Origin of the sequence: Telluria beijingensis, from assembly GCF_030770395.1 — a bacterium.
In the GTDB taxonomy this organism is placed as follows: domain Bacteria; phylum Pseudomonadota; class Gammaproteobacteria; order Burkholderiales; family Burkholderiaceae_D; genus Telluria; species Telluria beijingensis.
This window is the reverse complement of the sequence record NZ_CP132480.1, coordinates 5558818-5570883: the sequence shown is the minus strand read 5'-3', so window position 1 is coordinate 5570883 and position 12066 is coordinate 5558818. Positions and strand designations below refer to the sequence as shown.

10 protein-coding genes are annotated in these 12066 nt (G+C 66.9%); 6 read left to right on the top strand and 4 right to left on the bottom strand.

Translation table 11 applies throughout. The annotated features are described in order from the left end of the window. Nucleotides 1-64: 64 nt before the first annotated feature. Nucleotides 65-1174, bottom strand: coding sequence for an IS1595 family transposase (locus Q9246_RS24520; RefSeq protein WP_422802340.1), 1110 nt, complete (start codon nucleotides 1172-1174; stop codon nucleotides 65-67). Nucleotides 1175-1417: 243 nt separating this feature from the next. Here Q9246_RS24520 and pepN point away from each other — a divergent pair, with 243 nt between their 5' ends. The 4 genes from pepN (at nucleotide 1418) to Q9246_RS24500 (ending at nucleotide 6483) form a co-directional block, all read left to right on the top strand. Then, the gene (gene pepN / locus Q9246_RS24515) at nucleotides 1418-4075 is read left to right on the top strand and encodes an aminopeptidase N (protein ID WP_306393844.1); all 2658 of its coding nucleotides are present in this window, start codon (nucleotides 1418-1420) and stop codon (nucleotides 4073-4075) included. Nucleotides 4076-4161: 86 nt separating this feature from the next. After that, nucleotides 4162-4605 carry an acyl-CoA thioesterase gene (locus Q9246_RS24510; RefSeq protein ID WP_306393842.1) on the top strand — a complete coding sequence of 148 codons (444 nt, stop codon included), beginning with the start codon at nucleotides 4162-4164 and terminating at the stop codon, nucleotides 4603-4605. 122 nt (nucleotides 4606-4727) lie between these two features. Beyond that, nucleotides 4728-5894, top strand: coding sequence for a DUF1565 domain-containing protein (locus Q9246_RS24505; protein ID WP_306393840.1), 1167 nt, complete (start codon nucleotides 4728-4730; stop codon nucleotides 5892-5894). A 139-nt stretch (nucleotides 5895-6033) separates the two neighbouring features. Beyond that, nucleotides 6034-6483, top strand: a complete 450-nt coding sequence (locus tag Q9246_RS24500; protein WP_306393837.1) for a hypothetical protein — start codon at nucleotides 6034-6036, stop codon at nucleotides 6481-6483. A gap of 1 nt (nucleotide 6484) precedes the next feature. Here the strand turns inward: Q9246_RS24500 and arsC are convergent, their stop codons facing one another. Beyond that, complete coding sequence (arsC, locus tag Q9246_RS24495; RefSeq protein WP_306393836.1) at nucleotides 6485-6832, bottom strand: arsenate reductase (glutaredoxin); 348 nt, start codon at nucleotides 6830-6832, stop codon at nucleotides 6485-6487. Nucleotides 6833-7022: 190 nt separating this feature from the next. On the opposite strand from arsC, the gene Q9246_RS24490 reads away from it, so the two are divergent. After that, nucleotides 7023-7646 carry a 1-acyl-sn-glycerol-3-phosphate acyltransferase gene (locus Q9246_RS24490; RefSeq protein WP_306393835.1) on the top strand — a complete coding sequence of 208 codons (624 nt, stop codon included), beginning with the start codon at nucleotides 7023-7025 and terminating at the stop codon, nucleotides 7644-7646. A gap of 23 nt (nucleotides 7647-7669) precedes the next feature. Here the strand turns inward: Q9246_RS24490 and Q9246_RS24485 are convergent, their stop codons facing one another. Further along, nucleotides 7670-9346 (bottom strand): SulP family inorganic anion transporter, encoded by a 1677-nt coding sequence (locus tag Q9246_RS24485; protein ID WP_306393833.1) that lies wholly within the window; start codon nucleotides 9344-9346, stop codon nucleotides 7670-7672. Nucleotides 9347-9442: 96 nt separating this feature from the next. Then, nucleotides 9443-10921 (bottom strand): GGDEF domain-containing protein, encoded by a 1479-nt coding sequence (locus Q9246_RS24480; RefSeq protein WP_306393830.1) that lies wholly within the window; start codon nucleotides 10919-10921, stop codon nucleotides 9443-9445. A gap of 155 nt (nucleotides 10922-11076) precedes the next feature. Here Q9246_RS24480 and Q9246_RS24475 point away from each other — a divergent pair, with 155 nt between their 5' ends. Further along, nucleotides 11077-12051, top strand: coding sequence for an SDR family oxidoreductase (locus Q9246_RS24475; RefSeq protein WP_306393828.1), 975 nt, complete (start codon nucleotides 11077-11079; stop codon nucleotides 12049-12051). The last annotated feature ends 15 nt before the right edge of the window (nucleotides 12052-12066 follow it).

The window sequence follows — 12066 nt, the reverse complement described above, 5'->3', positions numbered from 1 at the left end:
GCGAAGCGCGGCGCGTTTCTCGACGGGACCCAAGCGGTCCCGTTTTTCATTGGCGCTGTCACAGTTAGCTGTTGATGACCCCGAATGCGATGCGCAGCAATTGCTCTACAGAAGTGACTCGCCCACCATCGAGCGCCCAACGCCAGCCAAGGTAATTGCATAGCCAGCGCGAGGCCACGCCATGGAAGCGCGCCAGCCATTCCTTGAAGCGCCGGTGATAGGCGTTGACGTTCTGGATATGGATGGCGCCTGTGCTGCTCGTGCGCACCCGCTCGCCGGCGCTGGCATTGAGGGCCTGGTGCGCAATGCCATGCATCCGGGCAAAGGCGGGATAGGCGGCGTTGGCGTCGGTGACCAGCAGCGCCNTGACGTTCTGGATATGGATGGCGCCTGTGCTGCTCGTGCGCACCCGCTCGCCGGCGCTGGCATTGAGGGCCTGGTGCGCAATGCCATGCATCCGGGCAGAGGCGGGATAGGCGGCGTTGGCGTCGGTGACCAGCAGCGCCTGTGGATCGAGTTTCGGCAACAGGTATGTGGTCAACTGGGCCGCCTTCAGGGCGCCGCGGCCGGTGACGGCATCGATTGTCTGCCCGCTGCGGTCGCGCGCCACCAGGATGCAGTCGAGATGACGCGAAATGCCGCGCAAGGCGGCCTTGCCGCCGCGCTTGCGCGGCTTGCGGTCGAGCTTGCGCGAGCCTTTCTGCGATTCGAGCAGGAAGGTCCCGTCCGCTTCGACGATGCCGGAGAGGCGCGCGGGCCGGTCGTCCTTGACGCGGTCGAGGAAGCGGTGGCGCCAACGAAACGCGGTATTACGATGCACTTCAATCCACTTGGCGGCGGCGCGCACCGACCGCGACTCGAGCACGGCAGCGAGATAATCGAGCCACTTGTCCTTGTGCCTGAGCCGCGCCAGCGGCGTGCCGCTCAGGTCGTTGAAAGTGCGGCCACAGGCGCAGCAGCGGAAACGTTGCAGGTCGTTGACGCGGCCGTGCCGGTGCCAGCGCTCACAGCCGCAATCCGGGCAGCACCGCCCCTCACAGCGGATCTCATCGATGAGGGCAACCACCCGGTCCAGCCCGGCTGCCGGATGCAACGCGGCCAGTACCTGCTGGCGCTGCGGCTGGTTCAGCAGCGGAAGCTGGGCGAACAGCTTGGCGAACTTCGGGGCTTTCACAGTGCGGCTCCCTATTCGTGAAGACAGGGATTGGACTGCGGATCAGCTCAGCAGTTCAATGCTCATCCATATTTAACGTTGACAGCGCCTTTTCATTGACTCCGTTATCGAACATGCGGCCGGCGTCCATACGCCGAGTACACAATCTCTCCAACAGGTGTCCAGCGTGGAACGTTAGTGCTATTCTTGCGCGATTGACACTTCGCGCACCCAGATGCGCCCACCCGAGAGAGAGGATATTCAGTGAACTTTCCCGCACACCGCATGATGGCGCTCGCCATCGCTTCCACCTTCGCTTTCGGCAGCGCCGCCCTTGCCGCACCGGCCCAGCAAGCCTCCCCGGCCCGCGCCGAGACGGCTTTCCTGTCGGAGAAAGACGCGATGATCCGCTCCGCCCGCATCGCGAACGTGGACTATGTGCTGGACTTCACCCTGACCGGCAAGGAAACCTTCGCCGGCACCACCACCGTCACCTTCGACCTCAAGGACACCGGCTCGGCCGTCACCCTCGACCTGAACAAGGCCACCGTCAAGTCGGTCAAGGTCAACGGCAAGCCGATCGCGACCCGCTACAACGACTGGTTCATCACCATCCCGGCGGCCGACCTGGCCAAAGGCCGCAACACCGTCACCGTCGCCTACGAGCGCCTGCACAGCACCAATGGCGAGGGCCTGCACCGCATGGTCGACCCGGCCGACGGCCGCGTATATACCTACTCGCATTTCGAGCCGGTCGCCGCCCAGCAGATGTTCCCGCTGTTCGACCAGCCCGACCTGAAGGCCAGCTACACCGTCACCGTCACCGCGCCGAAGGACTGGCACGTGGTCACCACCACGCGCGAAACGAAGATCGACGACGCCGGCGCCAACCGCCGCTGGACCTTCAAGCAAACGAAGCGCCTGAGCCCCTACAACTTCTCGCTGCACGCCGGCCCCTACCAGGTGTGGGAAGACAATAGCGGCAAGTACCCGATGCGCCTGTTCGCGCGCCAGTCGCTGGCCAAGCAGATCGAACCCGCCGACTGGTTCCGCCAGACCAAGGCCGGCATGACCTTCTTCGAAGAGTATTTCGGCATCCCTTACCAGTTCGAGAAGTACGACCAGCTGATCGTGCCCGATTTCCTGTACGGCGCGATGGAAAACGCCGGCGCCATCACCTTCGCCGAAGCGCGCTATGCCGCGGCCAATATGACGGCCGACCAGAAGCAGTCGATGACCGAAGTGATCATGCACGAGATGGCCCACCAGTGGTTCGGCAACCTGGTCACCATGAAGTGGTGGAACGGCCTGTGGCTGAACGAGAGCTTCGCCTCGTTCATGGGCATCCTGGCCACCGCCGAAGCGACCGAGTTCAAGGACTCGTGGCAGAAGTTCTACCAGACCGGCAAGCAGCGCGCCTATATCCAGGACCAGACCGCCAGCACCCACCCGATCGAGGTGCCGGTGCCGTCCTCGGCGAACGCCTTCGACAATATCGACGCCATTACCTATTCGAAAGGCGGCGCCGCCCTCAAGCAGCTGCGCCACCTGCTGGGCGAGGAAGTGTTCCGCAAGGGCGTGCACAACTACCTGGTCAAGTATTCGTGGCAGAACGCCACACTGGACGACTTCATCAACACCCTGGCGCAAACGGCCGGCCGCGACCTGTCGGGCTGGACCAAAGAGTGGCTGTACCACGCCGGCGTGAACACGATCGCCGCCAACTACAGCTGCAGCAACGGCAAGATCAAGGACTTCACCCTCACCCAGGCCGCGCCTGGCAAGGAACTGCCGACCCTGCGCGAGCAGCGCGTGCAGGTCGCCGCGTTCAAGATCGATGGCGGCAAGCTGTCGCTGGTCAAGAACGTGCCGGTCACCTACAAGGGCGCAAAGACCGCAGTGAAGGACCTGGACGGTGCGGCCTGCCCCGACCTGGTCTATCCGAACTACCAGGACTGGGGCTATGCGAAGGTGCAGCTGGACCAGCGCTCGTTCGAGACCGCGCGCACGAAATTGTCGCAGGTCGACGATCCACTGCTGCGCGCGATGCTGTGGCAAAGCCTGTGGGATGGCGTGCGCGACGCCCAGCTGCCGCTGAACGACTTTATCGGCGTGGCCCTTAACAATGCGCCGCAAGAGAAGGACTACACCCTGCTCGGCGACGTGCTGGGCAAGGTCGCGATGTCGAAATCCTACCTCGACGCCATGGAGCTCGACAGCGCCTGGGCGCAGCAGACCCGGGCCGCGCTGGAAAAGATGGCCTGGGATGGCGTGCAGGCCAACAAGGCCGACGCCGACGTGCAGCGCCGCTGGTTCAACCTGTACGTGAATGTGGCGTCCAGCCCGGATGCGCTGGCGCGCCTGGCCGGCATCCTCGACGGCAAGGTCGACGCCGCCGGGCTGCAGGTGAGCCAGGACCTGCGCTGGTCGATCATCGCCCACCTGAATCGCTACGACCACGCCGGCGCGGGCAAGCTGGTCGAGCTCGAGGCCGCGCGCGACAAGTCCGACGCCGGCCAGGTGGCGGCGGTCGCGGCCACCGCAGCCCGTCCGGATCCGAAGGTCAAGGCCGAGTGGATCGGAAAGATCGAGGACCTCAAGTCGCCGCTGCCGTTCTCGCGCATCCGCACCGCGATGAACAGCGTGTTCCCGGCCGAGCAGGGCAAGTTGAACGAGCTCGAGGCCGATGCGCGCCTGGCGCGCCTGCCGGCGATCGACAAGGCGGCCGGTCCGGTCTATATGCGCGCCTATGCGACGACCATGATACCGACCGCCTGCACGCCGCAGAGCGTGCAGCGCCTGGGCCGCGCCGCCGAGGAGATGAAGGGCCTGTCGGCCTTCACCCGCCGCTCGCTGCTCGACACGCTGCAGAACGAGCAGCGCTGCGTGGCGATCAAGGCGGCCATGACGGCGCCGAAGTAAGGGAACAGCCGCGGCCTGCCAGCGGACACTCGCGGACCATCTTATCCGCGGGTCCGCGGCCCGGCCGCGCTTGCAAAGGAAACACATTGGACTGGGATTATCCGCAACCGTTCATCCTGCCGGTCGTGCCATGCGCCGGCGACATCGATGGCCTGAACCACACCAATAATGCCGTCTACGTGCGCTGGTGCGAACAGGCCGGCTGGGCCCATTCCGAGAAGCTCGGCCTGTCGCTCGACGACTACCGGCGCCTGGACCGCGCGATGGCGATCCGGCGCGGCGACTACGATTACCTGCTCCCGACCTTCGAGGGCGAGGCGCTGAGCCTGGCCACCTGGCTGGTCGGCGGCGACGGCAGGCTGTCGATGGAGCGCCGCTTCCAGCTGGTGCGCGACAGCGATGGCGCCACCGTGCTGCGCGGCCGCTGGGAACTGGTCTGCATCGAGATCGGCAGCGGCCGCCCGCGCCGCATGCCGGCCGAATTCCTGGAGTCCTATATGCCCGTGGTGGTCGCGCCGAAGGCGACCTGAAGCGCAAGTCCGCCGGAAACGCGCATTGTGCCTGCTCAAGGACGAGTTTGATCGATTCGGCATCCCCCTCGCGCGGGTAGGGTCAGACTGATCCCGTCACCTGCTCCGACGACGAGGACGCGATGCTCCGGATCATTCTTTTTTGGCTATTGGCCTGCCCGCTGCTGGCAGGGCCACTGCTGGCCGGTTGCCGCCTGCGTGACGGCGGGCACCAAGAGCTGGTCGTGCCCGAGCTCGTGCGCACCCATCTCTACCTCGCGCCCACCGGTTCCGACAGCAACCCAGGCACCCGTGCCGAACCGTTCCGCACCCTGGCGCGCGCGGCCCAGGTGGCCACGCCCGGCACCACCGTGCACGTCGCCCCCGGCATCTATTCGGGCGGCGTGCGCAGCACCGCCAGCGGCACGCTCGAAGCGCGCATCGTGTACCAGAGCACCGAACGCTGGGGCGCCAGGATCGTCCCGCCGCTCGACGCGCGCCAGAGCGCGGCCTGGGACAACCGCGGCAGCTACGTCGACATCATCGGCTTCGAGATCGACGGCACCCAGTACCAAAGCGGCATGAAATGGCTCAGTGGTATCTACAACGGCGGCTCGCACAACGGCGTGCACGACAACCGCATCCACCACGTCGGCACCGATGTGCCGTGCGAACCCAGGGGCGGCGCCGGCATCGGCATCGACAGTTACTACAAGGGAGTGGACGTGGCCGTTACCGGCAACCATGTGCACGACATCGGACCGCCCGGCTGCCGCTTCATGCATGGCATCTATATCAGTACCACGGCCAGCGTACGCAACAACGTCATCTACCGCGTCTCCGGCGCCGGCATCCACCTGTGGCACGACGCCAACCGCGTGACCGTGCGCGGCAATACGGTGGCCGCCTCGGGCAGCGGCATTGTCGTCGGCGGCGGCGAGTTCTATCACAGCAAAGGACCGAACGACCATACCCATGTGAGCAACAACATCGTTTACGACAACGGGCACGGCATTCTCGAACAAGGGGCGATCGGGCGCCACAATACCTTTCGCAACAACCTCGTGTATCAAAATGCCGGCGATGACTGGAAGCTGTCACCCGGGCGCGTACACACGGGCAGCATCAGCGCCCCGCCGCAATTCGTCGACTACAACGCGAGCGGCACACCCGATTTTCGGCTACGGCCAGGATCGCCTGCGATCGGACAAGGGCTACCGGCCGATGGCGCACCGCCGGGCAGCGGCAATGCTGGTCCAAGGCCGGCAGGCAAGGCCAATATCGGGGCACTTTCGTCGGTACCCAATTAACAACAGGCATATGCGAACTTGTCGTTGCTAGCGTGCAACCGAACGCCCGTTATATTGCCGTGCATCAATTTTTCTTGATACCATCGCTCTGGTCGATGACAGCGACGACGCTTGCGCGTCGTGACGAAGAGAAAAGATCATGCGCTTACTTACCTGCGGATTCGGTTTGATCCTATTGCTGGCTACCGGTCTTTCTGCCGCGTCCGGCTTCGCTTCCGCATCCGACGATCCCATCGACCTCGGCAAAGCCAGCGCAGGACCGCGCCCCGCCCATCAGGGCTTCGACTTGCCTGTGACCGCCGACACGCTGCTCGCCACCACTGCCGGCGATCTTTCTCCCGGCTTGAAGGCCGACCATGCCGGCATGCTGCCAGTCGCAGCGCGGTCGAATTCGACTTCGCTCGCAGCGGCTGTGTCCGGCGTACCGGCGCGCGTGACAATCGCCCCCATGAACGTCAACGCGGCGACGGGGTTGCAGGCCACGGTATCGATCGCACTCACCTCGACGAGCATGACCGATGCAGCTGGCCAGGCTGCCGCGCTGCCGAATACGTCCGGCATCGTGTCCGTGGACTACAGCATCAGGTAAGTCAGAGGATCTCGCGCACCCTTTCAAACGGCCGGCACAGGCGCACGCCCTTCGGCGTGACCACGAACGGCCGCTCGATCAGGATCGGATGCGCCACCATCGCTTCGAGCAGGGCCGCGTCGGTCACTCCCGGCCGGTCCAGGCCCAGTTCGGCAAACAGGGCTTCCTTGCGGCGCACGGCGTCGCGCGGCTGCAGGCCGGCGTCGGCGATCATGCCCGCCAGCCGTTCGCGCGACGGCGGGTTGGCCAGGTAGTCGATCACTTCCGGCTCATGGCCGGCGTCGCGGATGGCGGCCAGGGTATTGCGCGACGTTCCGCAGCGCGGATTGTGGTAAATCGTGATATTCATCGTCATAACAGTGGTATTGGCTTGTCATCGGCTTGTCGTTTCAACAGCGGCATGATAACCACAGCGCATACCAGGCACCAGTATTTTTGCTTGTCCCCCCTCCCCGCAGCCGCTAGAATCCCACGCTTGATTTCTAGTGCGTAATGAGAATTCCCATGACAACACGTCATTACGCCGCACCGGAGACCCGATGAGCGATTACCTGCAGCGCACCGAAGACCTGCCCACCCTGCGCCAGCGCACCGCGCTGCGCGTGCTGCAGCTGTTCGGCTGGAAGGTGTACTTCAAGCCGCTGCCCGGCCCACACGGCATCGCCGTGGTCTACCCGCATACCTCGAACTGGGACTTCCCGATCGGGCTGGTCGCCAAGTGGGCGCTGGACACGCCGTTTCGCTGGCTGGCCAAGGATTCGCTGTTCCGCGGCACCATGGGCCGCCTGATGCGTTACTGGGGCGGGATCGCGGTCGACCGCCGCGCGCCGATGGGCGCCACGCGCCAGCTGGCCCAGCAGATGCTGAAGGAAGACTGGTGCTGGGTCGGCATCACGCCGGAAGGCACGCGCGGCTACCGTCCGCACTGGAAGAGCGGCTTCTATCACCTGGCGCGCAGCGCCGGCGTGCCGCTACTGCTGGTCAGCTTCGACTATAAAAAGAAGGAGCTGCGCGTGGTCGACACGCTCGAGCTGTCGGGCGACGTCGAGCGCGACATGGACGCGATCCGCGCCGTCTACGAGGGCGTGACCGCCCTCTATCCCCAGAACGCGGCGCCGATCCAGCTCGCCCCGCGCGACGAGGCCGAGCGCAAGCGAGCCTGACCCCAGCGCAAGCGCGCCTGAACTCAGGCGCCCGGCGCCGGCCGGCCCGCCGCAGTCGATCCCGCCAGCCGGTCCCAGGCATTCGCCGCGCTCAGGAACACCTGCCCGCTCAACTGGCCCAGCAGCTCGCTGTCCCTGAGCCGGTCCATCACCGGCCCTTTCACTTCCGCCAGGTGCAGCGTGACGCCGCGCTGGCGCAGCGACCCGTTCAGCTCCTGCATGCCGAACAGGGCCGAGGTATCGATCGCATTCACCGCGGACAGCACCAGCACGAGGTGCACGGTGCCGGCGTGCAGCGCGAGTTCTTCGTCGATGCGCTCGTTCACCGCTTCCACGTTCCCGAAGAACAGGCCGGCGTCGACCCTCAGCATCAGCAGGCCGGGCGTGGTCTCGGCCGAGTAGCGGTCGACGTTGCGGAAGTGTTCGGTGCCATGGATGCGGCCCAGCACCGCGATATGCGGCCGGCTGGCGCGCCAGATCAGCGCCCCCATCGACAGCGCCACGCCCACCACCACGCCGGCCTCCACGCCCAGCACCAGCACCCCGCCGGCGGTGGCCAGCAGGGCCAGCGCGTCGGCGCGGTCGTAGCGCCAGGCGGTGCGCAGGGTGCTCCAGTCGAGCATGCCCAGCACCGCCACGATGATGGTGGCGGCCAGGGTCGGCAAGGGCAGCAGCGCCAGCCAGCCGGTGGGCGCCACCAGCGCCAGCGCCAGCAGGCAGGCCGTGATCATGCTGGCCAGCTGGGTATTGGCGCCGGCGGCGAAATTCACCGCCGAGCGCGAGATGCTGCCGGTGACCGGGAAGCCGCCACTGAGCGCGCTGCCGACGTTGGCCGCGCCCAGCCCCACCAGCTCGCGGTTGCTGGCCAGCTTCTCTCCGCCGCGTTTCAATGCCAGCGCCTGCGCGCCCGACATGCTGATCAAGAACACCATGAAGCCGATCAGGAGCGCCGGCTGCAGCAGCGCCTGCCAATGGGCGCCGGAAGTGGCGAGGTTCAGTCCCGGCAGCCCGGCCGGCACCGCGCCGGTGGTGGCCACGCCCAACCGTTCCAGGTCCAGCAGCGGCACCAGGGCGGTGGCGCCCAGCACCACGGCCATCGGCGCCAGCTTGGCGCCAATATCGGCCACGACAGGCTTCAGGCGGCACCAGCGCAGCAGCGGCGTCAGCCAGTTGCGCGCGGCCAGCAGCAGCACGAGCGAACCAAGCCCCAGGCCGATGCTCGGCCAATGCGGCGCAGCGTCCAGGGCGATCGGGGTGCCGACCAGGGTGCCCAGTTGGCCCCAGGCGATCACGATCGCCGAGCCGATGGTGAAACCGCTCATCACCGGCCGCGAGAAGAAATTGGCCAGGAAGCCGATGCGCAGCAGGCCGCAGGCCAGCAGCACCAGGCCCGACATCAGCGCCAGCTGGCCCGCCAGCACGCCGTACAGGCCGGTGCCCGGCGTCGCCAGCGGCGCCAGCGCCGAAGCGGTCATCAGCGAGACGATGGCCATCGGCCCCACCGACTGCGTGCTGCTGGTGCCGAACAGCGCATACAGCAGCGGCGGGACGATGCTGGCGTAGATCCCGACCACCGGCGGCAGTCCGGCCACCAGCGCATACGCCATGCCTTGCGGGATCATCATCATCGCCACCACGATGCCGGCGCTGATATCGCCCGGCAGCGCGGCGCGCCGGTATTCGCGCAGCCACTGAAGCATGATCACCCTGGGAAGACTTGCCTATTTGAAAGGCCGTTAGCGTAGCATAATTACCGAATAAGCATATTCGGTTAATGAACTAGCGACAGCGTGCGCTCAGGACATCGCCAGTTCGACGCAGTTGCGCCCGGCCCGCTTGGCGCGCGCCAGCGCGGCATTGACCCGCACCGCCAGCGAGTCGCCGCTCTCTCCCTCGCCCAGTTGGGCCACGCCCAGGCTGATGGTGACGTGGTCGCAGCCGGGAATCTCGACCTGCTCGATCGCCGCGCGCAGCTTTTCGGCCAGCTTGAGGCCGTCGATGGCGCTGGTGTGCGGCGCGATCACCTGGAATTCCTCGCCGCCGGAGCGCACCAGCACGTCGCTCGAGCGCAGCAGCGCGCGCGCGGTCGCGGCCACGGTGCGCAGCACCAGGTCGCCCACCGGATGGCCGAAGTTGTCGTTGACCTGAGCGAAGCGGTCGATGTCGAAGGCCACCAGCGCCAGCGGCAGGCGGTAGCGGCGCGCGCGCTTGATCTCCTGTTCCAGCAAGTGCTCGCCATGGCGGCGGTTGGCGACCTCGGTCAGGGCGTCGGTGGTCGCCAGGTGGGTCACGCGCGCCAGCAGCGCCTCGTTCTCGCGCGTCACCTCGGCCATGCGCAGGCCGTGGGCCGCCAGCTGGGCCAGCTCCTCGAAGGCCTGCAACTGGGCGCGCGAAAACGCGCGCGCATGGTCGAACATCAGGCACAGCGAGCCGCGCGGGCCGCCCGGGCCCTGGGCCGGGATCGGCAGGCCCACCACCATCTGCGCGCCATAGCGCTCCAGGCTGGCCGCCAGTCCCGGTTCGCCCGCCTTCTCGGGCGCGTCGAGCAGGGTGAATTCGCCGCTGGCCGCCGCCAGCAGGCCGGGGAAGGCATGGCGCAGCGGCGACTGCAGCAGCCGGCCCTCGTCCTTGAGCAGCGCCATCAGGTGCAGGCCGGTCACGCCCTGTTCGGCTTCCAGGTGCAGGTCGCCGTCGCGGTGCTGGAACAGGGCCGCATGCACCAGGCCCGGCCAGCCGGCAAGCGCCGCGCACAGGCGTTCGCCGAAACGCACGCTGTCGTCGGCGTCTTCCAGCGCCTGCTGGGTGGCGCCGCGCAGCGCCAGCAGCATTTGCAATTCGTCCTCGACCGGGTTCGGTGCGCGCGGGGGCGCGAAGCCGGCGCGCAGGCGGGCATCGAGCAGCGCGCGGGTCTGCTGCGCGCGCAGCGGGCCGATGGCGTAGTCGATCGGGCCGAAGGCCATCAGGGCCGGCAGCCAGCGCGCATTGGTGAAGGGGCACAGCACCAGGATCGGCGCGCCCTGTCGCTCGGCCACCAGGGCGCCCAGGGCCGCCAGGTCGATGCCGGGTTCGCAGCGTTCGAGGTCGAGCACCAGCAGGTCGGCCGACTCGCGCGCAAGCAGGCCGCGCGCCTGGTCGGCGCCGGACGCCACTCGCAGCTGCGAGAACACGCCGGCGCAGGCGGACTGGAAATCGGCGCGGCGCTGGCCGACCGGATTCACGAACAGGCAGCTGGCCTCGACGATCCCTTCGTCCGCGCGCTCACCCTCTTCTGCCATTCTCATTCTCCAAAACGTTTCCGGGCATAAGCAATTGGCCCTGTTTGCCTCGCGAGTGTGCCATAAGCTTGGCGCTGTGTGTGGAACCGCACCGTCGCGCCATGCCGTGCGCCCAATACTCTCCAGATCGAACGCACATTCATGGGAGAAGCACGATGGGACAGCCGGACGACGTGGCGAACAAGCAGAAGGCCATCCAGAGGCGCCAGGACCAGCTCGACGCCAGCAACAAGGAAAGCGGCAAGGATGACGACAAGGACGACGCGGTGCAGACCGGCGTCGACCAGCCCGAAACGCCGATGCCCGAGCAGCACCTGGCCAAGCCGGGCATCGAGGCCGAGATGGAGCTCCAGCCCCGGTTCCTGGCCGAAGGCTACAAGGGCAGCGGCAAGCTCGAAGGCATGAGCGCCATCGTGACCGGCGCCGATTCCGGCATCGGGCGCGCGGTCGCGGTGCTGTTCGCGCGCGAAGGCGCCGACGTGGCCGTGATGTACCTGAACGAACACGAGGATGCGGCCGAGACCAGGCGCTGCGTCGAGGCCGAGGGCCGGCGCTGCGTGACCATTCCGGGCGACGTCAAGGACGCCGCCTTCTGCAAGGAGGCGGTCGACAAGGTGGTCGCCGAATTCGGTCGCCTCGACGTGCTGGTCAATAACGCCGCCTTCCAGGAACACGCCGAATCGCTGCTCGACATCACCGAGGAGCGCCTGGACGAGACCTTCCGTACCAATATCTACGGTTACTTCCACATGGCGCGCGCGGCCCTGCCCCATCTGAAGCAGGGCGCCTCGATCATCAATACCGGCTCGGTCACCGGCCTGCGCGGATCGAAGAAGCTGCTCGACTATTCCTCGACCAAGGGCGCGATCCACGCCTTCACGATGTCGCTCGCCTCCAGCCTGATCGACCAGGGCATCCGCGTCAACGCGGTGGCGCCGGGCCCGGTCTGGACGCCGCTGAACCCGGCCGACCAGCCCCCCGAACAGCTGAAGGAATTCGGCGCCCAGACCGACTTCAAGCGCCCGGCCCAGCCCGAGGAACTGTCGCCGGCCTATGTGTTCCTGGCCTCGCCCGTGTGCTCGGGCTACATCACCGGCATCGTGCTGCCGATTACCGGCTCGGTCGGCTGACAGGCGAAAGGAGAA

Coding starts and splice junctions, on each gene's coding strand:
- Q9246_RS24485 (WP_306393833.1), bottom strand. CDS start 9,346: ATGCTTCAGTGGCTGCGCGAATACCGGCGCGCCGCGCTGCCGGGCGAT.
- Q9246_RS24475 (WP_306393828.1), top strand. CDS start 11,077: ATGGGACAGCCGGACGACGTGGCGAACAAGCAGAAGGCCATCCAGAGG.
- arsC (WP_306393836.1), bottom strand. CDS start 6,832: ATGAATATCACGATTTACCACAATCCGCGCTGCGGAACGTCGCGCAAT.
- Q9246_RS24480 (WP_306393830.1), bottom strand. CDS start 10,921: ATGGCAGAAGAGGGTGAGCGCGCGGACGAAGGGATCGTCGAGGCCAGC.
- Q9246_RS24505 (WP_306393840.1), top strand. CDS start 4,728: ATGCTCCGGATCATTCTTTTTTGGCTATTGGCCTGCCCGCTGCTGGCA.
- Q9246_RS24490 (WP_306393835.1), top strand. CDS start 7,023: ATGAGCGATTACCTGCAGCGCACCGAAGACCTGCCCACCCTGCGCCAG.
- Q9246_RS24500 (WP_306393837.1), top strand. CDS start 6,034: ATGCGCTTACTTACCTGCGGATTCGGTTTGATCCTATTGCTGGCTACC.